The following is a 26,753-nucleotide window of genomic DNA, read 5'->3' as shown; positions in this document are numbered from 1 at the left end:
GCGTCGCGGCCGGTCTGGCGAGCAAAAAGCGACCGGGGAGGCGCAGGTTCCGGTCGGTATGTGCACAAACGATTCCCCTCGCGCGCCTCAGTGAAAGTCGCGTGATCGCGTGGGAACGCCGCGTTTTCCGGGTGCGTCGAGGCGCTCGAGGGCCTCGGCGAGGATGTGAACGACCTCGTAGCTCGACGCCCCGGGCTCCGGGGCCCCGGCCCCCTGCCGCTCGACCCGGCCCCGCACGGCCATGATCTTCGCGTACCGCGCGGCCGCGTAACTCGCCTCGAAGAGGTCCTTGCGCACGATGACGTTGACCACGCCGGTCTCGTCTTCGAGCGTGACGAACGTGACACCGCTCGCCGTGGCCGGGCGCTGCCGGCCCACGACGAGGCCCGCGACGCGCACCGTTTCGCCCGCGCGCCGCTCCTTGATCGAGGCCGCCGTCACCGTGCCCTCCTGCTCCAGCCGCGCGCGCAGGTGCCGCAAGGGGTGGTCGTGAAGGGACAAACCCACCCGCCCGTAGTCGAGCACGAGCTGCTCGGCAGCGCGCATCTTCGGCAGGCCCACGTCCTTCTCTTCTTCGAGCGGGACCTTCGCGAAGAGGCCGTCGGGCAGGCGTGGCGCCCGCGCCCTCCAGAGCGCCTCGCGCCGGCTCGGGACGAGCGCTTCGAGCGCGCCCGCCTCCGCGAGGGCCTCGACCTCGTTCTTCTGCAGGCCCGCGCGCCGCACGAGGTCCGCGACGCCCGTGAACGGCGCCTCCGCGCGCGCCCGGAGCACGCCCTCGGCCCCACCCCAGCCAAACCCCTTCACGAGCCGCATCCCGAGCCGGATCACGCCGGGGTCTTCGAGGAAATGATCCCAGCCGCTCGACACGACACACACGGGCCGCACGATCACGCCGTGCCGCTGCGCGTCCTGGACGAGGGAGGACGGGCTGTAAAACCCCATCGGCTGGGAGTTCAGGAGCGCGCAGGTGAACGCGGCCGCGTGGTGGACCTTGAGCCACGCGGAGGCGTAGACGAGGAGAGCAAAACTCGCCGCGTGGGACTCGGGGAAGCCGTACTCGCCGAAGCCGTGGATCTGCAGGTAGAGCTGCTCGGCGAAGCGAGCCGAGATGCCCTTCTCGGAGAAGCCGCGCAGGAGCCGCTCGCGGTGCCGCGAGAGCCTTCCGTGTTTTTTCCACGCGGCCATGTCGCGCCGGAGCTGATCGGCCTCGCCGGGCGTGTAGCCCGCGCCGACCATCGCGATCTGCATGACCTGCTCCTGAAAGAGCGGGACGCCGAGCGTGCGCGCGAGGATCCCGTCGAGGCAAGGGTGCGGCGAGATCGGCGCCTCCTGCCCCGTGCGGCGCCGCAGGTACGGGTGCACCATGCCGCCCTGGATCGGGCCCGGTCGCACGATCGCGACCTCGATCACGAGGTCGTAAAACGTCTTCGGCTTGAGGCGCGGCAGCATCGACATCTGCGCGCGGCTCTCGATCTGGAAGACGCCCACCGTGTCCGCGCGCTGGATCGCCTGGTAGACAGCGGGATCCTCGGCCGGGATGCGGGCGAGCGCGTCGATCGGGTCGAAGGGTTCGTCGGGGCGCGTTCGCTCATGGACCATCGCGAGCGTCTTGCGGATCGCGGTGAGCATGCCGAGGGCGAGGATGTCGACCTTGAAGAAGCCGAGCTCGTCGAGGTCGTCCTTGTCCCAGGGGATGACGGATCGGCCGGGCATACGCGCGGGCTCGATCGGGGCGACGTGGTGCAGCGGCGCGGCCGAGAGCACGAAGCCCCCCACGTGGATCGACAGGTGCCGCGGCATGCCTTCGAGCGCGTTCGCCAGGAAAATCACCTGCCGCAGGCGCGCGTCGTTCGGGTCGAAGCCGAGCTCGGCGAGCTTCTTCTCGCTCGTGTCGGCCTCGTGGTAGAGCGCGAGCCCGCTCAGCCGATCGAGCTGATCCGTGGTCAACCCGAAGACCTTGCCGACCTCGCGCAAGGAACTCTTGCCGCGGTAGCAGATGACCTCGGAGACCATGGCGGAGCGGTCGCGGCCGTACATCTCGTAGATGGCCTGGATGACCTCCTCGCGGCGCTCGTGCTCGAAGTCGACGTCGATGTCCGGCGGCTCGCGCCGCTCGGGCGAGAGGAAACGCTCGAAGAGCAGGCTCGAACGCGCCGGATCAACGGCTGTGACGCCGAGGACGAAGCAGACCGCGCTGTTCGCCGCGCTGCCACGCCCCTGGCACAAGATGCGTTTTTCCCGGGCGATCGAGACGATCTGGTGGACGCTCAGGAAGTACGCGGCGACGTCGAGCAGCTTGATGAGATCGAGCTCCTTCTCGATCTGCGCTCCGACGCGGGGCGGCGTGCCCTCGGGGTAACGGTCACGCGCGCCCTCGTACGTGAGGCGGCGGAGCGCGTCGTCCGGCGTTTCGCCGGGCAAACAGAGGCCCTCGCTCGGGAAGTGGTAGCGGATCTCGGCGAGGGAGAAGCGGCAGGCCTCGGCGACCTCGACGGTGCGCCCGACCCAGGCGGGTTCGTCGCGGAAGAGGTTCCGCATCGAGGCGGCGCCGCGCAGGGTGGCCTCGGCGTTCGGGGCGAGGAGGGCGCCGGCCTGGTCGAGCGTGGTCTTGTGGCGGATGCAGGTGAGGACGTCGGCGAGGGGCTTGCGGCCGCCGTGGTGGAAGAGGGGGCGCGCGGTGGCGAGGACGGCGAGGCCGTACCGGGCGGAGGCCTTCGTGGTGGCTTCGAGGCGCGGGGCGTCGCCGCGGTCGAGGTGGCGCCAGGTGGCGAGGAAGGCGCGCTCGGCAAAGGCGTCGCGGAGCGGCCCGAGGAGGGCGTCCGTCGCGAGCGCGGGGCTCCCGAGGGGGACGAGGGCGAAAAGGCCGCGGTGCGCCTGCGCGACGTCCTCGACCGTGATGCCCGCCGTGCCCTTCTCGTGTGTCGCGTGGGCGAGCGTGAGCAGGCGGCAGAGGTTCGAGTAGCCCTCGTGATCCTGGGCGAGGAGGACAACACTGCCGCTCCTTTCGCCCTCCCTCTCCAGCGTCAGCTCGGATCCGACGATGTAGGGTTGTCCGAGCTTCTTCGCCTCGGCGTGCGCCCGCGCCGAGCCGTAGAGGCCGTCCCGATCGGCAATGGCTATCGAGGACAAACCCAGCTCGTGCGCCCGCCGCACCATCTCCTCGGGCTGCGAGGCGCCTTCGAGGAACGAGAAGGCCGAGCGCGCGCAAAGCTCGGCGAACGCGGGCTTTTCCGCGGGCCCTTCGGGCGAAGGCTCGGAGGCACCACCGGAGACGACGGAGAGGGCCGGCCTTCGTCGGTTCATTCGCACCAGCCCTGGAGGTACCCTTCCCCGGTCGTCCGGTCCACGAAGACCCACGCGAGGCCGGCCGCCCGCGACGCCCCCTCGGCCTTGGATCCCGCCGGGCCCTTCGCGCTCGTGGCGCCCGGGACGAGCCAGGCCACCCCGTAATCCCGCGAGGCCGCCGAGCTCGTCCACCACTCGACCCCGTCGAGCCGCATCACGAACCGCAAGGACTCGATGGCGTAGAGCCGGTTGTCGATCGCGACGACCGCGCCCTTCGTGATCCGGCCGATCGCGACGGGCGTCGCGAAGAGCCGCGTGGGCAGGGGGACGTCGCGATCCTCGGCAGCATCGAGGTCGCCTGCTTGGGCGGGGACGCGCTTCTGGTCGAGATCCCGGACGGGGACAAGCTTCGAGCGCGCCTCGGGCTTGTGGGCGTGTGTCGCTTCGAGCAGGCCCACGCGGTCCTGGCCGATCTCGGCCGAGAGCTCGGCGAGCAGGGCCGGGAGGGCGTCCGGACGAACGGCCTTGTCGCGCGAGAGGTCGATCTGGACACGCCGCGCCTCGACGATCTGCGAGACCTCGAGGTGAACGCCGACGGCCGGCGCGAAGAGCTCGGCGCGCTCCAGCTTGGCCCGGAGCGCGCGGTGGAGGTCGCCCGCGTCGGAGAGCGGTGAGGGCAGGTCGATCGAGAGCGAAAGGACGGGCTCGCGGGCGGGATCCCGCAGGCTCGCGATGGATCGGTCGAGCGGGATCGTGATCACGAGCGAGAGGCAAGCCTCGCCGCGGGCGCCGAGGCGGGCCGCGAAGCGCGAGGTCATGCCGCGGAGCACGAAGAGGATCGGCTCGACCGTAGCGATCGGGTCCTCAAAACTCGTCTCCTCGACGATCGTGCGCGGGGGCGCGTACGGGACGAGCGGGAGCTCGTCGCGGCCGGCGGCGAGATCGAGCACCTCGGCGGCGCGCAGGCCGAGCCGCGGCGTGAGCTCGCTGCGCGGGAGCTTCGTCAGGGCCTCGACCGTGAAGATGCCGAGCCGCCCGAAAAAGGCGGCCGTGTCGGGATCGAGCGGCAGCGCCGTGAGCGGCAGCGGGCCGAGGACCCGCGCGCCGGGCTTGGCGACGACCGTGGGGTGGGGCGCTTTGCGGACGAGGAGCGGGGGTTCGGGGGCGTAGCTCGGCTTGTCCGAGCGTAGCCCCTGACCGTTGACCGAACCATTCGCGAGCACGGGGCTCGCGGCGAACCGGGCGAGGGCGCGGGCGATGCGCGGGCCGTCGGCGATCGCGGCAAGGACCTTGTGGCCGAGCGCGTGGATGCGCTCGCAAAGCTCGTCGAGCAGGGCTTCCTCGCCGCCCACGAGGTGCGCCGCGCCCGTGACGTCGAGAAAGACCGTGTCGAAGGGCGCGTCGCCTGCGGGGCCGCGGCGTTTGTCTTCGTCGGGATGTGGGGGGGCCAGCCGAATGGCCGCGGTCGTCCCGAGGCTCAAACAAACCTCGGCCACGCGGCCGAGCGCCGTGTCGACCTCGGCGAACGAGACGCTCTGGATCGTCAGCTCGGCGAGCGTGGCTTGTGCCTCGGCCACGCGCTGGCCGGGGCGGATCCCGTACCGCCACGCGACCTCGTCGACGAGGTCGAGCGCGGCCGTCGCCCGATCCTGCGCCTCCCCTCCCCCGTCGGGTTTGCCCCTCGCGAACAAGACGGCGAGCGGGCCGCCTTCGTGGCTCTCCTCTGGGGTTTGGGGCGAAGGGCGCTGAAGGCGATCCGAAGCCCCAAGCGTTGGAATGGCGCGTTGCCGCACGAGCTCGCAGCCGAGCTGCGGCAAGACCACCGCCACGATTCGCCGGCCCATCACCCGAACCTCATGCGCCCATCATGCGCTCTTTCCAAGCTCGATCGACTGCGCCCCCGTCACGCGGCCGCGCCGGTCCTTGGCGACCCGCAGGCCGAGCCGATCCTCGCCGAGCCGCTCGAGCTCGATGCGCATCGCGGCCGGCAGCGGCATCGCGCGGGAGGCGGCCGCGTCCGTGAGCAAAAGAACGGTCGTGTCGCTGCCTTCGACGGCGAGGGCGAGGCGCCGCACGATCGTGACCCATCGGTCGAGCCGGGTCTCGCCGCGGCAGCCGGGCACGCCGGCCGTGTCGACCACGACCACGGAGAAGGCGTGGCAGCCGGCGACGCGGACGGCGACGCGGGCGAGGTCGTCGAGGTCCGGCCGGACGACGAGCAGCCGGTCGGGATCCACCCCGGCGCGGGCGAGAGCGGGCGCGAAGAGCGTTTGTGTAGGATCAAGCCAGGCGCACCACGCTCCACGCGTGTCGCTCTCGCCGCGCAGGCGGGCCTCGGCTTGCGCGGAGGCGCAGAGGGACAAGGCGAGCGTCGTCGAGCGGGCGAGGCCCTGGGGCGCCGCCAGCTCGACCACGGCGCCTCGGGGCAGGCCTCCTTCGGGCAAGGACGCGTCGACGGTGTGCAGGCCGAGCGGCAGGGCCTTGGCGCGGCCGGAGAGGCCCTCGATCGCGGGACGGACGAGGGCGCTCTGGAAGAGCTCCTTGTGGCGGGCGTCGGCGTCCGTGGCGAGGACCGTGGCAGCGGCGGCGCGGTGCATACTGAACACCTTACCAGGTACCTGAACGCCGGCCAAGAAAGATGACACGAACCGGGCGCCTGTGACGGACGTACTCTGTCCGATCACCGGTGAACTTGTCCGGGGAAGACCGAAACGGGCCCGCGGGATCCTGGTTCGTGTCCCGGACGACGGATCAGGAAAGGACCACTGAACAGACCGGGCGAGAGGGGCCGCGCACCGCGTTCGCGTCCGCCTCCGCCTCACACGCGGACGTGGATCACCTGCCCCGGGTCGAGCAGGTAGCCGTCGTCGCGCGTGCGGAGCACGTCACGCAGGCCCAGCGAGCGCAGCGTGGCGATCGCCACGTACACGCGGTTCTCGGCGACCCCGCGCCGAGGCCGCTCGTCAGGCCAGGCGCTGGCGAAGACCTCCGCGAGCGACAGCGCCGCGCCGGGGCTCCGGCGCAGGTGCTCCACGAGCCGGGCCAGGATCGCCCGAAGCACGGGCCTTCGGCCGAGATCCACGGGCGTCCCCCCGGCCGGCGTGAACCACGAGCCGTCGGCCGCCACCTCCGGGGTCGAGGCAGCTCCGGCGCGCGTCGACGAGGGCGCCGGAAGCGGGCCCTCGAGCGCCGCGAGCTCGGTCCGCAAGAGCTGCGCGGCGAGCCGGATGTCAGCCCAGGAAACGGCGGGCGACGCGGCTCGGCTCTGGCTCCCCTTGCGCCGGCCCTCTGCGCGACCGCGCAGCGCGCCCGCCTCGACGTCCGCGAGGCGCCGGTGCGCGCGCCGCGCGAGGCGCTTGCAGCCTTCGTCGTCTCCGCGCAGGTCCCGCGCGCGCCGCGCCTCGGCGACCTCGAGCAGACCTCCGAGGACATGCAGCACCCCGGCCACCCATTGCGGCGGCTCCGCACGGCTCACGAGCTCGCTCGCGACCTGGAAAAACGCCCGGGCGTCGGCGTCGCGGCCCTCGAGCGCCTCCGCGGCGCCGGCGAACGCCACGAAGGTCGCGCGCGCATGGCGGTTTCCCACGTCCTCCAGCAACAAGGCCGCGCGGCGGAGGTGCGCGCGCGCCTCGCCCACGCGGCGCTGCAAGAGCTCCACCACGCCGAGGGATCCCACCACCAGGCCTTCGGCGAGCCTGTGCCCGAGCTCCCGGGCGAGCGGCATCGCTTCGAGCAGCCGCGCCTCGCCGCGATCGAAATCGCCGAGATCACTCTCGAGCAGGCTCAGGTAGACGAGCGCGCGGCACTCGACCTCGCTCGCGCCGTCCACGCGTGAGCGGGACAACGCCTCCTCGAGGACCACGCGCGCTTCGGCGTGCCGCCCTTGCTCCACCGAAAGGCTCCCGACATGCACCATCGTGGAGAGCAAGAGCCGCCGGTCTCCGACCTCGCGGACCAGGTGCAAGGCTCTCTCGGCGAGCTCGCGCGAGCGGTTTTGCGAGCCGTGCGCGTCGAGCACGAGCAGGAGGTGCAGCGCGCGCGCTTCTCCGTACCGATCACTCCCGGCGAGGAAGCTCGCGCGCGCCCTCTCGGCGTGCTGCGCCGCGTCCGCGAACGCCGTCGCGTCGAAGCATAGGTATGCGCGCACGAGCGCGGCCTCGCCCTCGAGCGTCGGGTCCGCGAGCCCCCGCGCGAGCTCGGCCGCTTTCACCACGCGGGCGAGCGCCGCGCGCGTCTCGCCCAGGTATCGCTCCTGCTCGGCGCACGCGAGTGCTGCGCGCGCCGTGAGCGCGGCGTCTCCTGCGCGCTCGGCGAGGACGGCGCTCGCGCCGTAGATCTCCTGCCGCGCTCGCAGCGGAGAGGACGCAATCAACACGGGGCCGAGCGCGAGCGCCGCGCGCACCGCGAGGGAAGGCGCCCGCTCGGCGAGGCGCACGTGAATGGCGAGGAGGTTTTCGCGCTCCCGCCGGAGCTTCGCACAACAATCGTCCGCGTCGGGCCCCACGGCGCCGCGCGCCCATCGCTCGGCGAGCGAAACATAAAAGCGTGCGTGCACGAGCTCTGCGGCCGCGCGCTCCGGGCCATCGCCGAGGCGCGCGGCCGCATAATCGCGCACGCTCTCCCCGAGGCGATAACGAGCCTCTGCCTCCGGCGCCACGCGCTCGCGGCTCAGGAGGGATTGCTCGCACAGGGATTCCAGAAGGTCGAGCGTGAAGGGAGCCCGTCCGGCCGCGCCTTCCGCGAGCAGCGCCTCGGCGGCATCGAGGTCGAAGCCGCCCGCGAACACGGACAAGCGCGCGAGCGCGCGCTGCTCGGGAGGGTCGAGCAGCTCCCAGGACCCATCCAGGGCAGCGAGCAAGGATCGCTCGCGCACCATCGCGGGGGTCTCCTGCGATCGCGGCGCGCGCGCGGCGCCTGTGGGAGGCCTCAAGAGCTCGAAGCGGCGGGTCAACCGGGCGCGGAGCTGCGGGAGCGTCAGGACGTCGGCCCTCGCGGCGGCCAGCTCGATGGCGAGCGGGTTTCGATCGAGCCGCTCGACGAGCGCCTCCACCTCGCCCCGATTGCCTTCGCCGATCACGAAGCCGGGCTCGGCGGCGCGGCACCTCGCTTCGAAGAGGCGCGCCGCCGCGCGGCTCGGCAGGGGATCGAGGCGAAGGCGAACTTCTTCCGGGATGCGCAGCGGCGCGCGCGACGTCACGAGCCAGCGCACGCCCTTCGCCCCTGCCGCGAGCGCAGACAGGAGCGCGACGCCTGCGCCGTCCACCTGCTCCAGGTTATCGAGGACGAGCAGCAGCGGCGCGCGCGCCGAGAGCTCCGCCGTCATCAGCTCGACCGAAGGGCCGCGCGGCCCGACCTGAAGGGAGAGCGCCTGCGCGAGCGCCGTGAGCAGCGCGTCGGCGCCCCGCGCGCGCGACAGATCCACGCACCCCACGGCCCTCCGCCCGCCGGCGAGGGCGCGCCTCGCGTACCGGAGCGCGAGGCGCGTCTTGCCGATCCCGGCGGGCCCGAGCACCGAGACGAGCCGGGCGCCTTCGCGAAAGAGCGCGCCGATCCGGCGCAGCTCTCTCACGCGCCCGACGAAGCTCGTCGTTTGCTCGGGCAGGCGCGCGCTGGCGGGCAGCGCGATCGGAGCGCGCGATCGGGACACCTTAAAGGACCTTAGAACGCGCGTGCGCGCCCCGGTTTATGTCGTCGCTCGGTCTCCCGCTGCGCATGTTCAAGGCGAGCGGTCATGGCGGCCGCGTTCTTAAGGAGCATGGCACAGATGCGAACGAAGATGAATCTCACGGGGCGAGGCCGCGCGGTGATGGTCGGACTTGCGCTCGCGCTCGTCGCGGGCGGCTGCAACAATCGAGGGGATGACCCGGGCAGCTCCGGCGATCCGGGCGGGACGGGGGGCTCCGGCGGAATGGGGGGCGAAGGCGGTGCGGGAGGCGGAGAAGACAATGCCTTGCTCCTCGAGCCGCGCGCTGGTTCTTGCGAGATCCTGTGGATCGCCGGTGGGAAAACGACCTCGGAAGGGCTCGGCCAAAACGTCGTCGGCGTCGGGGATGTCGACGGCGACGGCCTTCGGGATCTCGTCGTGACCCGCAAGCAAGGCAAAGCCACGGCCCTGGTCGTCCTCTCGGGCAAGGATGGGACGCGGCTCGACGAAATCGTCCTCGGGAGCAACGCCTACCTGCGGGCCGTGGGCGGTGATTTCGACGGCGACGGCGTCGAGGAGGTCGCCGCCCACGAGCGCGTCTGCGAGGACGACGGCGGGGGTTCCTCCGGGGGTTCCTCGTCGAGCCCCCTCGCGTGCGCCACGAATGTCCGTGTCTTCTCGCCCAAGGGGTTCGGGGAGCGGTTCACGCGCCTGGGCCAAGGAACGCCGGCCGCGGATGGCTTTGGTCATGGCATCACGCTCGCGGAGGATCGCAATGGCGACGGCACGCCGGACTTTTTCGTGGGCAGCTCCGGGGGCAGCCAGCAGCTCCCGGGCTGGGTGGAGCTCTCTTCGGGCGCGGATGCGTCGGTGTTCACGAAGCCGCCGACGCCTGCCCAGGCGAGCCCGCTTTATGGAGGCAATCTCGCGACGGTGCCCGACGCCGACGGCGACGGCCTGCGTGAGCTTTTGGTCGGCGACGTGTACGCGGACTTCTTCAAGGGGCGCGTGCAAGCGATCGGCTCTCTCGCGGGAGACCCTCTGTGGACCCACGTGGGCGAAGCGGGCAGCCAGGGGGGCGCGCCGGATTTGATAGGCAATCCCCTCGCGAGCCACGGCGACGTGAACGCAGATGGATACCCCGACGTGATCGTGGGCGCGCACAACCACGCCTCGCTCGTGCCGAATGGTGGGAAGGTGGTCGCGCTGGACGGGCGAACCGGCGACGTGTTGTGGACGAGCAAGGGAGACCGGGCCGATGACCATTTGGGTGTGGCCTTCGCGTCTGCGGACGACGTGAACGGCGATGGCGTGCCCGACGTCATCGTCGGTGCGAACGGCGTCAGCATGGACATCATCGTGCTCGGCATGACCGGGCGCGTCGCTGTGCTGAGCGGGAAGGACGGCGCCGTGCTCATCGACGTGGTGCACGCGCTCCCCCCGGACAACATCGGCGTGTATGGCTTCGGGAGCGGCGTCGCGTTGCTCGGGGATCTCGACGGCGACGGCAAGGGAGAAATCGCCGTCAGCGCGCCGGGAGCGCCCTTCGACGGTCATGAGGGCGCCGGGCAGGTGATGGCGTTGCATTGCACGCCCTGACGTGACGCTTCGGCGCCCCCGTGTAGACGACCATCACATAAACGCACCCGTCGCTCCCGAGCGCGAGTTTGTGCAGCATCGCCCACCCGAGCAATCCCGCCGCGCCCAGCTTCATGGCTTCGTCGGCATGCAGGGAATAGCCCACGAACAGCGGACGGTCTGGCGGCGGGGCGCTCTCGAACGCGAAGTACAGCTTTCCGTCGCTGGCGAGGGCGAACGCCGTGGACAATTCCACAGGTTCGGACGACGCGGGAACGACCATCTCATCTTTCTGCGTCTTCTTTCTGGGCATGTTGCTTACCTCCTGTTTCAAAAGGCCCAGGAGAGGACGAAGGGAAGTGCTCGCCCAGAGAAGCATTCCCCTTCGCCCCCTTCTGCGGGTCGCTTGTGTCTTGTGAAGGGAGCGAGATGCTCGTCCCCTCAAAGACAAACAATGCGCCAGCGGGCGCGAGGTAACGCGACCGTTGTCAATTTGTGGGAGAGTGTCGTACCCGAGGTGGGTATCAGTTGATAAGGTAAAACGGATAGAGACAGCAGATGGTGACGGCTTTGGTCACGTCCTTCGTGGCCTTGCCCTTCGGCGCTCCCCCTGTCGCGGCGCACGTGCCCGGCACGTCGTCGAGGTCGGATCTACGCGCCCACGCTTCGACGCGGCATCCACCGCGGCAGGCGCACGCAGAGGTGCGCGCCTGGAGCGTCAAACAATAGAGACCCGTCCGCGCGCGATCGAGCGCGTGGTCAGCGGGCCGCCACGCAGTGCCAGCCGCCGGCGGAGATGGCCTTGATGTCGGTGAGCTCCGCCAACTGCACCAGCTTGTCTTTGGTGGTGAGCTGCGTACCGTCGCCGAGCTGGCCCCAGTTGTTGGCGCCCCACGTCCGCACCGTGCCATCCCGTAGCAGCACGAGGGCGTGCCAGCCGCCGGCGGCGATGGCCGTGACGCCGGTGAGGTCGAACGCCCTCTCCGGCGTGGCGCTGTACCCGACGGTCGGGCGGTTGCCAAGCTGGCCCCAGTTGTTGAGGCCCCAGACCCATACCGTACCATCCTCCCGCAGCGCCATGCTGTAGCTCTCGTCGAAGTCGGCGTTGGTGCTGGCCGCAATGGCCTTGACCCCGGTGAGGTTCAAAACCTTCACCGGCGTGTCAATGCTGGCGCTCAGGGTGCCATTGCCGACCTGGCCGAAGTTGTTCTGCCCCCAGGCCCACACCGTGCCGTCCTCGAGCAGCGCCAGGCTGTGCCGCCAGCCGGCCGAGATGGCCTTGACCTTGGCGCCGCCGAAATCCGAGATCTTCACCGGCACGGGCTTGCTGGTGGTGCTGGTGGTGGTGGCGTTGCCGAGCTGGCCGTTGCCGTCGTAGCCCCAGGCCCAGATCTCGCCGTTCTCCAGCAAGGCCAGGCCGTGCCAGCCGCCGGCCGCGATGGCCTTGACCCCGCGCAGCCCGACCACCTCACCGGCGCCGTGGATGCCGACGCTGCCGATGCCGAGCTGGCCATAGTCATTGCGCCCCCAGGCCCGCACGGTGCCATCCTCGAGCAGCGCCAGGCATTGCCAGGTGCCGGCGCTGATGGCTTTGGCGCGCAGCCCGAGCTTGCTGAGGTGCGAGACCTCCACCGCCTTGGTCGGGGTGGTCGTGGTGTCGTCGCCGAGCTGGCCGAAGTTGTTGGCGCCCCACGCCTGCATGGTGCCATTCTCCATCAGCGCCAGGTTGTGCCAGCCGCCGGACGCCAGGGCCCGGACGCCGTTATCGGTGAGGTGCGACAGCGTCACTGGCTTGTTGCGGAGCCCTTCCGCGTCGCCATCCGCCTGCTTCCAGTTGTTGGCCCCCCAGGCCCAGTCCACCGACAGCGTGGGCGTCACTTCGGCGCCCGGCTTGAGAAGCTCGCCGGTGAGGGTCCGGGACAGCCCGCCGTCCTGCGACAGCCACGCGCCGCAGCGGAAGATCCACTCTGCGCCGGTCGCCTCGTCCTTGATCAGCACCTTGTCCAGGAACCAGGCCGGGGCGTCGCCGGTGTTATCGTGGCGAATGGTGACGGTCTGCAGATTTCCCAGATCCGGAGACTCGATAGGGAATCGACGGGTCGTGCCGGCTCCGAAATCGCCCGCGAGATTCTGCTCGGGGGTGGCGCCGAGGGCGCCCTCGAGGGTGATGTGGGCCCTGGCGCGGGTGTCGGCATGCTGTTTGGTGCCGGTGATCACAGTGACCGTGTAGCGTTTCGTAGACATCGTAGCAGTCCTTGTAATGGTGTGTTGCCAACGAGGATGTCTCGCTGCTTACGGCACTGCCGTACCTCATGTCGCTTTTCACATCACGGGCTTTGGTGAATAAGCAGGATATCGACGCCCGCTCGGCCGTGAGGCCTTCCCCGGACCCGAAGCGGGTGAAGCGGCCCTCCGCATAACGGAGGATGTGGCCGGTGTACATCCCGAGCCAAACGGCCCCGTCGCGTGTCCCGGTGATCGACTGCACCCAGCTCGACGCCTGTTCGGGCGGTAGCGACAGCGGCGTGAAGCGGCGCCCGTCGTAGGAGGCGACCCCGCCCTGCGTGCCGATCCACAGCCGGCCCGCGGCATCGAAGGCGATGGCATAGATGGTGCTCTGCGGGATACCGTCCTCCAGGCCGAACGTGCGGATCCAAGGCACGCCGCGGGTCCGGATGTCGGTGGCTGCGGTGGACGTGCGCGCGGAGGTGGCCACGAGCGCGATGGCGAGGACGGCGACGAGGCGACGGGGCACGCGGACCATGGTGCAGCAGGAAAAGGGGTTGGCCCGTTATGTCGGCGCCTCGGGGATCTCGGGCGAGCCGGGCCAGGTGATGCCCACCTTCCGAAGCCTGCGCTGAGCGCCGAGCACGCGCTCCGGCTTGGGCGTGGGGAGAAGGAGCGTATCGAGCTCGGCGGGCGTGAACTCCGTGGGGCCTTTCAGCGCGCGGTCGGTCACTGCGTCGATGACCGCGTGGGCGGGGGCGTCTTGCGGGCGGTCGTGGTTCGTCACGATCCACCCGGGGCGTGGACGATACGACTCACACGACAGCGGCAAGAGCCGCCCGTTGTGGAGCAAGCCCCACGCGGCCAGCCGGACGGCGCCGTGGGGCATTGGATCGTCGAAGAGCGTGCCGCCGACGCGATCGCCGTGGAGCCAGAAGCCCACGCCCGCCCGCCTCTCCCCATGCTCGTCCCCCACGTAGAGCCAACCGACGGCCATCACGAACGCGGGCTCGAGCTCGGCGGGGAGCCCTGGCACGGCCCCGCGCACGTCGTCCGGGCCGCCGGTCACCGCATCGAGCGAGAGGCCGAGCTGCTCGATCGACCCGCACCCGAGCTCGCACGCGAGGCCGACGACGCCTGCCTCGGTCCACGCCACGACCTCGTAGTTTCCCTCTCCGTCGTTGTTGTATATGGCGCCGCGCTTCGGGTCGCCCGTCCACTCCATGCCGTCGGAAGCTGGATACCAAAAACGCGCGATCCGCTTCAGGTAGCTTTCAACGTACGCGCGCAACGCGGCGCGGACGATGGCGTCTCGATCGAAGACGAGGCGTCCGAAACGAGGGGTGACCCGTTCGATCATGGTGCCTCGGCTACACCCCGTTGGTCTCGGCGTCAACGTGCCCGCCGCCTGTGTCCGCCGGCCGCGTCACGGCGTGTACGGCGGAACCTTGTTGAGCTGCACCACCTCTTTTTCCGGCGGGACCTTGTTGCGGAGATGTTGGTTGAGCCTCGCCGAGATGACGGCCGCGTTCTTGTACGCGTTCGTGCCCCACCGGCAACCGCGCAGATCCTTCCTGGGCACCACGTGGTGCACCTCCGCGCGATCGGGGTCGTATCGAGGCGTCTTGCCATCATCCTCATCCAGGAGGACGAGCTTCTCGGTGCAAGTCGTTGGCTTGCAGTTCTCATCCACACAAGGCCACGTGAAGCCCGCGAGATCGGAATGGATCTCGCCACCGTGCGCCTTGCGGTTGACCTCTAGGACCCACTCCCTCTGGTTGAGGGTCATGCCGTCGTCTCCGACTTGGCCGCTGGAGCAGTAGAAGCCTTTGTCCGGCTTGATGGTCGTCACCTCGACCAAGTTCCGGTACGGACCGCGCACCTCCGTCGGAATGCCCTTGATCTCGATGAGCGACGACTGTAGCGGCGCGTCATCGTAGGAGATCGTGATCTTGTTCGCGACATCCGAGCCGACCTGCAGCGTGTAGTTACCGTTGCCGACGGGCTCGCACTCGTAGCCCTTGTCGTACGGCGCATTTCCCGACGCCTCTCCGATCTTCACGGCATCGGCACACGCGGCCTCCCACGTCTTGTAGAAGCAGTCGAACGTGCCAGCCTCGGACACGTAACAAGCGCTGCCGAATGCGGCGATGTATTTGCTCCGCAGCGCGACGTCCGTGCCCGGGTTACCATCGAGCGGGATGCGGTAAAGCTTGCACGGCTCGGGCATCGGCTCCGCGCATTCGGTTGACGTGTCGGTCGGGGTCTCGGCTGGAGCAGGGCACGAATCGGCAGACCCCGGATCGAGAGGCCCCCCGCACGCACCCACCATCGCTGCCCCACCGAAGCCCAACCCCAGCACGCCCAGCATTGCCCAGCGGCGTCTCCTCAATGCTTGCATGGAGGACCGAATCGCACGTTGAGCGGCTGAGCGGCAAGGGAAAGCAAACCAGGGGGGCTCACGATGCGCCCGGGAACCGAGCATCCCATGACGATGACCGGGGCGGCGGGAGCCGGCGGGAGCCGTATACAATCAGATTTCGCTCGCTGCCCGCGCTCCCGCTACCGCCTCCGCCTCTGCCTTGCATCCGCCTCCGCCTCCGCCTCCGCCTCCGCTTCCGCTTCCGCCGCCGCTCCCGCCGCCGCGCCCGCAATCCGCTTCCGCTTCCGCGGCGCCGTCGCTTCCTCCCCCGCCCGCGTGTCCCGCGACGCTCCGCGGATCACGCTCGAAAGCCGCTTCCGCAGCGCGTCGTGTTTTCTCGATCGGCGCCGCACGATCCAGGGAAAGATCAGGCGCGGCAAAAGGAACGCGAACGAAAGGCAAGCGACCGCGGCCACGACGGCGGACAGGCCGCTCTTCGTGGCGGCCGCGATCGTCGCCGCGGCGGGCAGGCCCACGCCGAGCCCCGCGCCGAGCCCGATGCCCAGGTACAACCCCAGGGCGAGGTTCGTGTATCGCTCCTCGACCCGGACGAGCGTCTTCCCATTCCGCGAGCGCACCGTGACCGAGAGTTGCCGCGGCTGCGATTGCGGATGCACCGTGGGCGTCCAGGTCAGGGTTTTTCCCACGATCTGCACCTGCCCCGCGTCGCCCATCACGCTGCGAATCACGTCGACGAGATCCTCGTGCGTCTCCGACGAGATGTCGCCGTCGATTTCCTCCTCGGCGACCGTCCGCGTCGGCGCGCCGAGCCACCCGCCCTGGGCCTTCGTTTCCTCGGGCGGCGCATGCTCGGCCGCGGCGCTCCGGATGGCCGTGCGCGGAATGCCGAGCTCGCCCGCGTGGCGCACGAGATCGGCCTCGGTCATCGAGGTCTCGATCGCTTGCGTCTCGGCGTCCTGCTCGGCGAGATCCAGGGCCCGGCGCAGGATGCGGCGGACCTCGGCCGGGGAGAGTTGCCTTTTGCGAAAAGGATCAGCCATGGCCACAGGAGGATACACGGTCTCCCCGGACGGTCCACGGGGGAGGGCCGGCGCATGCTCTCGTGTGGGACTTTGGTCCCATGGTCCTCAGCGGCCAGAAGCTCTCGAAGGGGGGACACACCATCGTCGTGGAGCCTTCCGAGGCTTGGCGCGGCGATGCAGACGGCCCGGTTGCACGCCGACTCGCTCGAAACGTGCGCCGCTCATGCCCAGGTCCCAAGATATTTCGTGCCGTTGGGGGCAGTTGAATCGAGCTTGTAGACGTGCTTGCCCGCCAGGCCGGCTTGATCGTTGTAATAGGTGTAGACAAAAACAGGCAGCGGAGCAATGGCGACATTCTCGGCCTTCCATGTGTTGAGCCGCGGGCCGCAGTAATGGCAGGGCCGGGCCTTGACATGAATCTCGATACGCTTTTCAGGATAGGCTACGTCGCTCGCTCGTTCCGTGACGGCATTCACGAGAGCGTCCGTGTGCCCATCAATCCATTGCATCTCGGCGTCCTCGGCGCCCACCCCATCACGACCGTTGTTCGTCAGCTCGCCGGGGCGCGTGCTGTTGGTCTTCCATGTGAGGCTGAAGTCGACGGCCATCGCCGCGAAATCCCTGGCTGCGCTGTAGCTGCGATCGCGCGGGGCCGGGGCAGGGCTCGCAAGCTCCAGCGCGGCAACCTTCAGGCTGACCGCGTTCTTCAGCGCCGTTCTCAACTCGGTCCGCAAGGGGCCACGCTGGGCTTCCTGGTTGAGCGGCGTGGCGTTGACGAAGCGGATCCTTGCGAGCAGGGCAGGCTGGAGCGCGGCCGACAGGACGTCGCGGACAAACGTTCCCTTCTGGTTTGTCGCCCAGGCGGTATCCACCTCCGCCCGATGCATGACCCGGCCCCTGTAGAAGCTGTCCAGCTCGGTGATGAGAGCGTCGCGCAATCTTCGATCAGCGCCATAGTCGTTGGCCGCCACGATGTTCTTGATGGCGTTCTTGAACGGATCGCTGGCGTTGATCCAGTCCTCGAGCGTGAGTCTCCAATCGGTCATGACAGTCCCTCCACGAACAGCTTGAAGCAGTTCATCCTAGCTGGAGCTGGATTCCAGAGTGGGGTATTTTTTCCCACGGTCTGAAGACGACCCGTCATCGCTGTTCCCCGAACGAGCAGTTCATCGTTGAATTTTCTTGACCATCGGACACACGTGTGCATCGGCGCTGCCAATACGATCGCAAATGGGTTCACCGAAGCCTCTGCGCCAGGTCCGTCACACCCGACGCTTCTTCGAAAACGGCAGCACGTGTTGCCCCAGGGCACCCGTTTGCGCTTCGGCGGCCCCCGCGCCGACAATCCTGCACGCGCCAAACCTTCGGTTCTTGCGTCCGGCATCAGCGCTACCTGGCGCCATTTCATGTCATGCGCTGCCGACCCGTCGCTTTTTGCGTCCGCCCAAGGGCGCGGCAAGCGTCACCTGCGTCCGCGCGCATCGTCGAGGGGGGCGGATGACGGCTCGCCTGCCCCCGCGCAGCTCGTGACGACGCAAGGAACGGCGTGATCTTCCGCTCTGCATCGCGTGACCAGGGGAGGATCACGCTTCGCCTCGGCGAGCGCGGGAGGTGCGCGGGGGAGGATCGGGGCGTCCTTCGCGCGTGATTCCCGTGGAGGGGGCAAGGAACGGGTCGCCTGCGCCTTTCATTCGAAAAGCGGGGGTGGATGACGCCTTGGGTGCCCGCGGGGGGCTCCTGTCGCCGCGGGGGCGCGGCGACACGCATGGTTGGAACGGCGTGACGACGGCGGGGTTGCAGAGGGCGCCGTCGCCGTCGCCCGCGCAGTTGTCCGCGTCCTTGTCGCAGCCCCAGTCACCCGGCCAGGTTCACAGGCAGGTGCCCTGGTCGCAAGCGCCGACGCCTCCCGAGCAGCATTCATCGTCATACCAGCAGGAACCACCGGTAAGCTGGCAGCATCCCCCCGAGTGGCACTCGCCTTCACAACAGTCCTCGTCCACGCCACATGCGTACCCGCTCAGCCTGCACTCCGCGCAGACATCGTCCCAGCACACCTCGCTGTCACAGGTCTCGCTGAACTGATTGGACGGAGCGCACGGAGCACCGAGCGGGAGGCCACACGTGCCCACGGTGGCCGGAGCGTTGATGGTACAGACGGCAGGGGAACAGCAATCCGAATCCTTGGTACACCCCCAATCCGAAGGCCACAGGCACTGGCAGATGCCCTGGTCGCAACCATAGCTGAGGCTGGGTCCGATGCAGCAGTCCGTGTCATACTCGCAGGCACCACCGGGAGGCTGGCAGCATCCCCCCGAGCGGCAATCGCCTTCACAACAGTCCTCTTCCCCGCTACATGCGTACCCGCTCAGCCTGCACTCCGCGCAGACATCGTCCCAGCACACCTCGCTGTCACAGGTCTCGCTGAACTGATTGGACGGAGCGCACGGAGCACCGAGCGGGAGGCCACACGTGCCAATGGTGGCCGGAGCGTTGATGGTACAGACGGCAGGGGAACAACAATCCGCATCCTTGGTACACCCCCAATCCGAAGGCCACAGGCATTCGCAGGTGTTCCCCCAGCACTGGTTCGTGCAGCAGTCCGCGTCGATGCTGCACGAAGTCCCCACGTCGGTGCAAAGAAGCTGCTCGGCACTGGCCACATTCTCATTGGCCCGCTCGTCGAACACCGGCGCACGGTCGCAAGCGCTGATGATGGCAGCGCAAGACGCGAAGAGCGCAACAATTTTCAAAACAACGTTGCCTTTGGTCACAAATTCCTCCGTGCGTACTCGATCAAAAAACGCCAACCCCGCAAATACACACGCAAAACTCATTGGTCAAGATCTATCATTGGCAGGATTACAACACAAAATTGCACCCACACCACATGAGCGCTGCGCGGCGCTTCGGGCGCGCCCCCGGCTTCGTCGCAGGAGCAGGAGCCCTGGAACGCCGCCCCCGCCTCCGCTCCCGCGACGCCAAGCCACGCGGCGCCGCCTCGGTGGACACGGACACTCCTGCCAGAACTTTGCCCTCCCCCTTCATCCACGTTAGGAGCCGCCTCGCCCGGACGAAACCACCGAGGAGAGGATCGATGAAGACGAAAGGCAAGAAGGCAGCAGCGAAGAAGAGCGACGCAGGCAAGAAGAGCGCGAAGGCCGCCGTGGCCACCGCCGCCGCCGTCGCCGAGACGATCGCGCCGCCGCCGCCCGTCGCCGCCGCGCCCGCGCACGAAGCGCCGGCCGTGATCGACGAGGATTTGAAAGCGCCCGCCGCCTCCGAGCGCAGGCCCATCTCGATCGAGGAGCGCCGCCGGCTGATCGCGCTCACCGCCTATCGCCGCGCCGAGACGCACGGGCTTGGCACGACCGACCCCGTGGAGGATTGGCTCGTCGCCGAGCGTGAAATCGACGCCATGCTCGTCGGCGGGGTCCACATCTGAGCGAGGAGGCTCTGCCTCCCCCGGCGCCACCCGCCGCGGCCGTTCCGGGCCGGCTGCGCGAGGTGGCGCTCTTGTTTTTGCGCCTCGGATGCACCTCGTTCGGCGGCCCCGCCGCGCACGTCGCGCTCATGGAAGCCGAGGTCGTCGTCCGCCGGAAATGGGTGACGCGCGAGGAGTTTCTGGATCTCTTCGCGGCGACGAACCTGATTCCCGGGCCGAACTCGACCGAAATGGCGATCCACCTCGGGTATCGCCGCGCCGGCACGCCGGGGCTCGTCGCCGCAGGGGTCTGCTTCATCCTGCCCGCGGCGCTGATCACCGCCGGATTCGCGATCGCCTACCAGCGCCTGCGCACGCTGCCCGCCCTCGAAGGGCTGCTCTACGGCCTGAAGCCCGCGATGCTCTCGATCGTGCTCGCGGCCATGGCAAGGCTCGTCCTGCCTCGCAAGAAGGATGTTTGGTTCCTTTCGCTCGGCCTCGCAGCGGCCGCGGCGAGCGTGCTCGGCGTGAATGAAATCGGCGTGCTCTTCGGAGGCGCGGCCCTCGGCGCGATGGGCGCGGGCTGGAAGAAGCCGCCGGAGAAGCCGCCCTCCGATACGAATACGAAAAACACGGGCTCGCCGGCCGCTGCGCTCCTGGGTCCGGTCGCCGCGTCCGTCGCGACCACAGGGGGAAAACTCCTCCCGCTCGGGCTGTTTTTCCTCAAAGTCGGCAGCGTCCTCTACGGCAGCGGATACGTGCTGATCGCGCTGCTCCGCGCCGGGCTCGTGACCGAGCGGGGCTGGCTCACCGAGGCGGAGCTGCTCGACGCCGTCGCGATCGGCCAATTCACGCCGGGCCCCGTGCTCTCCACCGCGACCTTCATTGGATACCTGATCGAAGGCCCCGCCGGCGCGGCCGTCGCCACGCTCGCCATCTTCCTCCCGAGCTTCGTCTTCGTCCGCGCGAGCGCGCCGCTCCTGCCGAAGATGCGCGCCGCGCCCCGCCTCGCAGGCCTGCTCGACGGCGCCGCCGCCGCCTCGCTCGGCCTGCTCGCCGCCGCCACGATCGCCCTCGGCCGCGGCGCGCTCGTCGACGTCCCCGCGTGGCTGATCCTCGCCGCCGCCCTGCCCGTCGCGATGCAGCCGAAGATCAATGCGACGTGGATCGTGGTGGGCGGCGCGCTCGCCGGCCTCGCCGTCCGCGGCGCGCTCGGACATTTGCCGTAAATGCGGAATCCGGTTCGCTGCGGCCCCGGGGAAACCTGACGCTCGGGGCGACGCCCCAAACCCCGGAAAAACCGGCTGCACGTTTCGACGCACTGCGCTACCGTCCGGCCGCCATGATCGTCATGAAGTTCGGCGGCAGCTCCGTCGCCAACCGCAAGCAGATCGAGAAGGTGCTCGCGATCGTCCGCGGGCGCGCGGGGCGGACGCCGCTCGTCGTGAGCTCGGCCCACAAGGGCATGACCGACGCGCTGCTCTCGGGCGCGCGCGAGGCCGCCCGCGGCGTCTACGCCCCCGAGCGCGTGATCGAGCGCCAAGCCGCGATCGCCCGCGATCTCGGCTGCGACGACGCCCTGCTCGCGCCCTTCTACGAGGAGATCTCGGCCCTCTACCGGGGCCTCTCGCTCGTTCGGGAGCTCAGCTTGCGCAGCCTCGACTACGCCGCGAGCTTCGGCGAGCGTATGGCCGTGCGGGTCATCGCCGATTTCTTCACGCGCGAAGGCCTGCCCGCCCAGGCCTTCGACGTCTGGGATCTCGGCTTCCTCACGGACGGCGCGTTCGGCTCGGCGCGCCCCCTACCCGGCTACGAGGCCGCGATGCAACGCGCGGTGCGCGAGCGCGTGCCGGCCGGCGTCGTGCCCGTCGTGACGGGTTTCGTCGGAAAGACCGAGGCCGGTGACATCACGACCGTCGGCAGGAACGGCAGTGATCTCACGGCGACGCTCGTCGGCGCCGCGATCGCCGCCGAGGAGGTCGAGATCTGGTCCGACACCGACGGCGTGATGACCGCGGATCCGAGCGTCGTGAAGAAGGCCCGCTCGATCTCCGAGATGCGCTTCGACGAGGCCGCGGAGCTCGCCTACTTCGGCAGCCGCGTGCTGCACCCCTCGACGCTCGTGCCGGCGATGCAAAAGAACATCCCGGTCCGCGTGCTCAACACGAACCGGCCCGAGCACCCCGGCACGGTCATCCGCGAGGCCGCGCCCCCGAGCGAGCTTTCGGCGACGAGCATCGCCTACAAGGAAGGGCAACTCGCCGTGACGATCCGCTCGACGCGGATGTTCGGCGCTGCGGGTTTCCTCGGCGAGGCGTTCCAGGCGCTCGGGCGGCACGAGGTCGTGGTCGATATGATCGCGACCTCGGAGGTGAGCGTGTCGTTCACGACGGACCGCCGCGAGCCTTTGGATCGCGCCCTGCCGGACCTGGAGCGGCTCGGCGAGGTGCGGGTCGAGGCGGGAAAGACGCTGATGGTGGTCGTGGGCCGGAGGCTCGCGGCGCAGGCGGGCCTCGGCGCGGCGATCTTGCAGGCCGTCGCGGACGCAGGCGTGAACGTGGAAATGGTGAGTTACGGCATGAAGAGCATCAGCCTGACGATGCTCGTGGCCGACAAGGACGTAGGCGCCGCGTCGGCGGTGCTGCACGAGAGGCTCTTCGAGCGCGCTTGACGCCGGCCGGCGCGTGGTCGATGGCAGAAGGCGATGAAAAAGATCGCCCTGTTCTGGCCCGGCGACGCGCGGGCCAAGCCGAACGAGGTCGCCGTCCCCAGCATCACGGCCGCGACGATCCAGCTCGAACGAGCGCTGCAAAAGCTCGGTCACGCGCCCTATCGCATCGAGGGGTTCCTCTCGAAGCCCCACGAGTCGATCGAGAAGCTCGGGCCTGTCGACGACCCGATGATCGGCGTGTGTGTGCACTGGTTTTACGGGCCACACACGACGGACGGCGTGGTCGGCAAGGAAAACCCCTTGCTCCTGGCGTCGAATTTCTCGGGCCGCTGGCCCGGCCTCGTGGGCCTGCTGAACACGGGCGCCTGCCTGGAGAGCCTGGATCGGCCGTTCTCGCGGATCTGGACGGACGCCGAGGACTGGACCACGGACAAGGCCTTCATGGAGCGGCTCGACACGTGGTGCCAGACGGGCCGGCTCGCCTGGCCCGAGGACGCGATCCGCGAGCCCGGCCCGATCGCCCCGGCGGCGGCGGCGATCGCCCGCAAGGTGGCCGAGGAGATCCACAAGCGGCGCGTGCTCCTGCTCATGCTCGGCGACACCTCGATGGGCATGATCAACGGGTATTTCGGCCCGCGGCTCCTGAACAAGCACGGGTTCACGGAGCACAAGATCGATCAGGCGTGGATCCTCGATCGAGGCCGGGGCATCGCCGAGAAGCGAATCGACGACGCGCTCCGGTTCGTGAAGGATCGGGGCCTCTCGTTCCACTGGGGCGAAAACGGCGCGGCCGATTTCGACGAGCGCGCGACGCGCGAGCAGCTCCGCGATTACCTCGTGGTGCTCGACCTGGTGAACGAATACAAGGCCGATTGCCTGGGCTGGCAATACCAGCTCGGGCTGATCCCGCTGCGCCCGCCCTCGGACCTCGCCGAGGGCCTGTTCAATTCGGCGTGTCGCCCCGAATCCAACGGCACGACGATCGCCTGCGCGACCGAAGCCGACCAGGGCAACGCGATCCCGATGGAGCTGATGAAGCGGCTCCTGCGGGAAAAAGGGCTGCACGAGGCCGTGATGTTCCACGACGTGCGCTGGGGCGGCGAGCACGAGGGCCGGTTCTTGTGGGTGCTCTTGAATTCGGGTTCATGCGGCGCCTACGCGTTCAACCACGACAAGGACACGCTGCGCGGCGCGCACAGCTACCGGCAGCCGGCGATGTATTTCCCGACGCCGGGCGGCTCGTTCGCGGGCGAGAGCTTGCCCGGGGCGATGACCTGGGCGCGGACGTACATCAAGGAAGGCGCGCTCTGGATGGATATCGGCAAGGGCGAGGTCGTCAAACTCCCGCCCGCGGTGCGCGACGCCTGGTGGGAGGGCACGACGCGCGAATGGCCGTTCATGGCCGCGGACATGGGGATCGGACGCGACACGCTCATGGCGCATTACCTCTCGAATCACGTGGCCGTGGCCTACGGGGACGTGTTCGACGAGATGGTCGCGCTGTCACGCGAGCTCGGCTTCAAGGTCCGCATCCTCGCCGACCGGGCGGGCTGAGGCGCGTCCGCGCCGGGACGTCATGACAAACGTTCGGCCCGGTCGGTCCTGTGACCAGGGATATCGACCGGGCGTGGGCGAGCAGGACGAGAGGGCAGACCACGTTGCGAACGTGCTGCCATCTCGTTAGCCTTGTCAGGACGAGTGTGCCCTGGTTCCGCCGTTCCGAGCGAGGGTCGATGCAAACAGCCGACGAATGCCGCGAAGCGCGGCTCGAGGCCCCCCGGAGTGGTCGTGTAGGTCCGGGAAAGGCGCTCCACGCCTACGGCCTCTCCATGGCCGTGATGCTCGTGATCGTCCTCGTCCGGTTCTCCCTGGAGCCGTGGCTGGATGGCAATGCGCCCCTGCTCGCCCTGCTGCTGCCCGTGGCCATCGCCGCTGTGTATGGAGGGGTCCTCGCGGGCCTCGTCGCCACGGGCCTCTCCGCCTTGCTCGGCGCAGCGCTCTTCCTGTGCCCGGTCGGCAGCCTGACCATCACCTCGTTCGCGGATCAAGTGCGCCTCGGCTTCTTCGTGGCCGTGGGTATGGCCATCACCATGCTGAACGAGCGCGCGAGGCGCGCGCGTGAAGCCGTCCTGGCGCGAAAGCTCGAAGCCCGCATTTGCGCCGAGGCCGAGGTTCGTCACCGCAATGCCGAGCTCGAACGGCGGATCGCCGAACGCGCCGCCGCGCTGGAGGCGAGCGAGCGCGAGGTCATGGTGTCGCTCGAAGCCGCGCGGCGAGCCGAGGAGGCGCTGCGGGAGAGCGAGGCCGTGGCGCGCCGGCAGCTCGCCGAGCTCGAAGCGACGTACGCGGCCGCGCCGATCGGGCTTTGCGTGATCGATCGAAATTTCCGCTGGGTGCGAATCAACCAGCGGCTCGCCGAGATCAACGGCTTTTTGCCGGCCGCGCACATCGGCCGCTCGGTGCGCGAGATCCTGCCAGGGCTCGCCGACAAGGCCGAGCCCATGTTCCAGAGGATCTTCGACACGGGCGAGCCACTCCGGAACGTGGAGCTCGTCGGCGAGACGCCCGCGCAGCCCGGCAAGACGCGGGTATGGCTGGAGAGCTTCTTCCCGCTTCACGACGCGTCCGGCGTGATCGTCGGCGTGAACGTGGTCTGCGAGGAGGTGACCGAGCGCAGGGAGGCCGCCGCGGCGCTCGCCGAGAGCACGGATCGGCTCCGCATGGCCCTCGACGGGGCGCAGGCCGGGTGGTGGGAGTACGACGTCGCGAGCGACCTCTACACGTGGTCCGAGGTGCAGTACGAGATGTTCGGCTTCGACCCGAAGAACCGGACGGTGCACCTCGCCGACTGGGTTCGAGGGGTGCATCCGGACGATCTCGCGCGCGCGAACGCCTACATGGATCAACGCATGGCGCAGCGGATCCCGGATTTCTCGCACGAGTTCCGCTTCGCGCACCCGAAGCGAGGCGAGCGGTGGATCCACACGCTCGGCCGCATCACCTACGACGAAGCAGGCAAGGCCCTGCGCATCGTGGGGATCTGCCGCGACGTGACGAAGGAGAAACAAGTCGAGATCGAGCGCGCCTTCCTGCTCGAGAGCGAGCGCACCGCGCGGGCGGAGGCCGAGCGGGCGAGCCGGATGAAGGACGAGTTCCTCGCGACGTTGTCCCACGAGCTGCGCACGCCGCTGAACGCGATCCTCGGCTGGGCGCAGCTCGTGCAACGGCCCGGGATCCGGCCGGAGCAGCTCGCCAAGGGGCTCGCGGTGATCGAGCGGAACACGCACCTGCAAGCGCAGCTCATCAACGATCTGCTCGACGTGAGCCGCATCGTCGCAGGCAAGATCCACGTGGAGCTGGAGCCGACGCAGCTCGCGCCGGTGGTGGAGGCCGCGATCGAGGCCTGTCGCGCCTCCGCAGAGGCCAAAGGCGTGACGCTGCGCGGGCCGCGGAATCCCACGCGTGTCGCGGTGCGCGGGGACCCGGCGCGTTTGCAGCAGGTCGTCTGGAACCTGGTCTCGAACGCGATCAAGTTCACGCCCAAGGGCGGGCAGGTCGAGGTGATGCTGGCCCAAGCGGGCAAGGGCGCCGTGATCACCGTGCGCGACACGGGAGAAGGCATCACGCCCGAGTTCCTTCCCTTTCTGTTCGAACGATTCCGCCAAGCCGACTCGTCGATGGCGCGGCGGCACGGCGGCCTCGGCCTCGGGCTCTCGATCGTGAAGCGGCTCGTGGAGTTGCACGGGGGCGTGGTGCGCGCCGAGAGCGAAGGCCAAGGGAGAGGCGCGACCTTCACCGTCGAGCTGCCCTGCGAAGTCGGCGAGCGTCTCCGCATGCCCTCCCGGCTGCCCCCGAGCGTGCCCGCGAACGATCCGCGGCTCCTGCACGGCGTGGCCATCCTCGTGGTCGACGACGAGGCCGATTCACGCGAGCTCGTCAAACGCGTGCTGGAAGAACACGAAGCCGTCGTCTGCACGGCAGCCTCGGCCGCCGAGGCGCTCGACGTCTCCGCGTCACGGGCCATCGACCTCATCGTGAGCGACATCGGGATGCCAGACATGGACGGCTATGCGCTCCTCCGCGAGCTCCAGGCGCGGCACAACGGCCACGGAAAGGCCATCATCGCCGTGGCCGTGACCGCCTTCGCGCGGCCCGAAGACCGAGAACGCGCGCTCGCCGCAGGCTACCGGGCGCACCTCGCGAAGCCCTTCGAGCCCTCGGAGCTGATCTCGCTGCTCGCGGGGTTGCGGGAGGCGAGTTAGCACGACGCTACCTCCCTGTCGGTCGTGTCCGCGTCCTGACCCGACGCGTGTACGTGCCCCGATGATGCATCTGCGCGGCTACGCCGTGGACGTGATGCGCAGCTCCCCCATTTCATAACTTCAGAATCACACGCCGCCGCACCGCGTGACGAGCACCACTTCGCCCACCCGACGAGAGGCGACCCACCACACACCGGATCGATATCTCGCATCGGAGGCATGTTCGTCTCCTTTTTGCGCATGCAACGATCGAACGAAAAT

The 26,753-nt window shown here is 69.3% G+C and carries 16 protein-coding genes and 1 pseudogene; 6 read left to right on the top strand and 11 right to left on the bottom strand.

All coding sequences use genetic code 11. The features are described from left to right. Positions 1-87: 87 nt before the first annotated feature. The 4 genes from QHF89_RS36105 to QHF89_RS36090 form a co-directional block, all read right to left on the bottom strand. Positions 88-3,303 carry an error-prone DNA polymerase gene (locus QHF89_RS36105; RefSeq protein ID WP_136972105.1) on the bottom strand — a complete coding sequence of 1,072 codons (3,216 nt, stop codon included), beginning with the start codon at positions 3,301-3,303 and terminating at the stop codon, positions 88-90. After that, positions 3,300-5,129, bottom strand: coding sequence for a DNA polymerase Y family protein (locus tag QHF89_RS36100; RefSeq protein ID WP_284721368.1), 1,830 nt, complete (start codon positions 5,127-5,129; stop codon positions 3,300-3,302). Before QHF89_RS36100 ends, QHF89_RS36105 begins: the two co-directional genes overlap by 4 nt. A 21-nt stretch (positions 5,130-5,150) precedes the next feature. Next, entirely contained in the window at positions 5,151-5,882 is a 732-nt protein-coding gene (locus QHF89_RS36095) for an ImuA family protein (RefSeq protein WP_136972107.1), read from the bottom strand. A gap of 221 nt (positions 5,883-6,103) precedes the next feature. Further along, positions 6,104-8,932, bottom strand: a complete 2,829-nt coding sequence (locus QHF89_RS36090; RefSeq protein ID WP_136972108.1) for a winged helix-turn-helix domain-containing protein — start codon at positions 8,930-8,932, stop codon at positions 6,104-6,106. Positions 8,933-9,049: 117 nt separating this feature from the next. Between QHF89_RS36090 and QHF89_RS36085 the strand changes: the two genes are divergently transcribed. Continuing rightward, the gene (locus tag QHF89_RS36085; RefSeq protein ID WP_284721367.1) at positions 9,050-10,528 is read left to right on the top strand and encodes a VCBS repeat-containing protein; all 1,479 of its coding nucleotides are present in this window, start codon (positions 9,050-9,052) and stop codon (positions 10,526-10,528) included. Here the strand turns inward: QHF89_RS36085 and QHF89_RS36080 are convergent. The 7 genes and pseudogenes from QHF89_RS36080 to QHF89_RS36055 form a co-directional block, all read right to left on the bottom strand. Then, positions 10,455-10,820 (bottom strand): hypothetical protein, encoded by a 366-nt coding sequence (locus QHF89_RS36080; protein ID WP_136972110.1) that lies wholly within the window; start codon positions 10,818-10,820, stop codon positions 10,455-10,457. The genes QHF89_RS36085 and QHF89_RS36080 overlap by 74 nt on opposite strands. 446 nt (positions 10,821-11,266) lie before the next feature. Continuing rightward, positions 11,267-12,751 carry an RCC1 domain-containing protein gene (locus tag QHF89_RS36075; protein WP_136972111.1) on the bottom strand — a complete coding sequence of 495 codons (1,485 nt, stop codon included), beginning with the start codon at positions 12,749-12,751 and terminating at the stop codon, positions 11,267-11,269. A gap of 322 nt (positions 12,752-13,073) precedes the next feature. Then, positions 13,074-13,271 (bottom strand): annotated as a pseudogene (locus QHF89_RS50260) (two-component regulator propeller domain-containing protein); the annotation flags it as partial. A gap of 27 nt (positions 13,272-13,298) precedes the next feature. Further along, complete coding sequence (locus QHF89_RS36070) at positions 13,299-14,093, bottom strand: hypothetical protein (RefSeq protein WP_136972113.1); 795 nt, start codon at positions 14,091-14,093, stop codon at positions 13,299-13,301. 66 nt (positions 14,094-14,159) lie between these two features. Continuing rightward, positions 14,160-14,963: a hypothetical protein gene (locus tag QHF89_RS36065; RefSeq protein ID WP_136972114.1), complete on the bottom strand. Its 804-nt coding sequence runs from the start codon at positions 14,961-14,963 to the stop codon at positions 14,160-14,162. 332 nt (positions 14,964-15,295) lie between these two features. Continuing rightward, the gene (locus tag QHF89_RS36060; RefSeq protein ID WP_136972115.1) at positions 15,296-16,156 is read right to left on the bottom strand and encodes a pilin; all 861 of its coding nucleotides are present in this window, start codon (positions 16,154-16,156) and stop codon (positions 15,296-15,298) included. 203 nt (positions 16,157-16,359) lie between these two features. Beyond that, positions 16,360-17,184, bottom strand: coding sequence for a hypothetical protein (locus QHF89_RS36055; RefSeq protein ID WP_136972116.1), 825 nt, complete (start codon positions 17,182-17,184; stop codon positions 16,360-16,362). 2,048 nt (positions 17,185-19,232) lie between these two features. Between QHF89_RS36055 and QHF89_RS36050 the strand changes: the two genes are divergently transcribed. From QHF89_RS36050 to QHF89_RS36030, 5 genes are all read left to right on the top strand, one after another. Then, the gene (locus QHF89_RS36050) at positions 19,233-19,580 is read left to right on the top strand and encodes a DUF2934 domain-containing protein (protein WP_136972117.1); all 348 of its coding nucleotides are present in this window, start codon (positions 19,233-19,235) and stop codon (positions 19,578-19,580) included. A gap of 62 nt (positions 19,581-19,642) precedes the next feature. Then, positions 19,643-20,788: a chromate efflux transporter gene (gene chrA, locus QHF89_RS36045; RefSeq protein WP_284721366.1), complete on the top strand. Its 1,146-nt coding sequence runs from the start codon at positions 19,643-19,645 to the stop codon at positions 20,786-20,788. Between the two features lie 113 nt (positions 20,789-20,901). Further along, positions 20,902-22,230, top strand: coding sequence for an aspartate kinase (locus QHF89_RS36040; RefSeq protein WP_136972119.1), 1,329 nt, complete (start codon positions 20,902-20,904; stop codon positions 22,228-22,230). Positions 22,231-22,263: 33 nt separating this feature from the next. After that, positions 22,264-23,784, top strand: a complete 1,521-nt coding sequence (locus QHF89_RS36035; RefSeq protein WP_136972120.1) for a fucose isomerase — start codon at positions 22,264-22,266, stop codon at positions 23,782-23,784. Positions 23,785-23,963: 179 nt separating this feature from the next. After that, positions 23,964-26,492 carry a hybrid sensor histidine kinase/response regulator gene (locus QHF89_RS36030; protein WP_136972121.1) on the top strand — a complete coding sequence of 843 codons (2,529 nt, stop codon included), beginning with the start codon at positions 23,964-23,966 and terminating at the stop codon, positions 26,490-26,492. Positions 26,493-26,753: the final 261 nt, after the last annotated feature.

This window comes from Polyangium sorediatum (assembly GCF_029946465.1).
Lineage (GTDB): Bacteria > Myxococcota_A > Polyangia > Polyangiales > Polyangiaceae > Polyangium > Polyangium fumosum.
The sequence above is the reverse complement of the archived record's forward strand: the minus strand, read 5'-3'. Positions and strand labels throughout refer to the sequence as shown.

Coding starts and splice junctions, on each gene's coding strand:
- QHF89_RS36105 (WP_136972105.1), bottom strand. CDS start 3,303: ATGAACCGACGAAGGCCGGCCCTCTCCGTCGTCTCCGGTGGTGCCTCC.
- QHF89_RS36100 (WP_284721368.1), bottom strand. CDS start 5,129: ATGGGCCGGCGAATCGTGGCGGTGGTCTTGCCGCAGCTCGGCTGCGAG.
- QHF89_RS36095 (WP_136972107.1), bottom strand. CDS start 5,882: ATGCACCGCGCCGCCGCTGCCACGGTCCTCGCCACGGACGCCGACGCC.
- QHF89_RS36085 (WP_284721367.1), top strand. CDS start 9,050: ATGCGAACGAAGATGAATCTCACGGGGCGAGGCCGCGCGGTGATGGTC.
- QHF89_RS36080 (WP_136972110.1), bottom strand. CDS start 10,820: ATGCCCAGAAAGAAGACGCAGAAAGATGAGATGGTCGTTCCCGCGTCG.
- QHF89_RS36075 (WP_136972111.1), bottom strand. CDS start 12,751: ATGTCTACGAAACGCTACACGGTCACTGTGATCACCGGCACCAAACAG.
- QHF89_RS36070 (WP_136972113.1), bottom strand. CDS start 14,093: ATGATCGAACGGGTCACCCCTCGTTTCGGACGCCTCGTCTTCGATCGA.
- QHF89_RS36065 (WP_136972114.1), bottom strand. CDS start 14,963: ATGCCCGAGCCGTGCAAGCTTTACCGCATCCCGCTCGATGGTAACCCG.
- QHF89_RS36060 (WP_136972115.1), bottom strand. CDS start 16,156: ATGGCTGATCCTTTTCGCAAAAGGCAACTCTCCCCGGCCGAGGTCCGC.
- QHF89_RS36055 (WP_136972116.1), bottom strand. CDS start 17,184: ATGACCGATTGGAGACTCACGCTCGAGGACTGGATCAACGCCAGCGAT.
- QHF89_RS36050 (WP_136972117.1), top strand. CDS start 19,233: ATGAAGACGAAAGGCAAGAAGGCAGCAGCGAAGAAGAGCGACGCAGGC.
- QHF89_RS36040 (WP_136972119.1), top strand. CDS start 20,902: ATGATCGTCATGAAGTTCGGCGGCAGCTCCGTCGCCAACCGCAAGCAG.
- QHF89_RS36035 (WP_136972120.1), top strand. CDS start 22,264: ATGAAAAAGATCGCCCTGTTCTGGCCCGGCGACGCGCGGGCCAAGCCG.
- QHF89_RS36030 (WP_136972121.1), top strand. CDS start 23,964: ATGCAAACAGCCGACGAATGCCGCGAAGCGCGGCTCGAGGCCCCCCGG.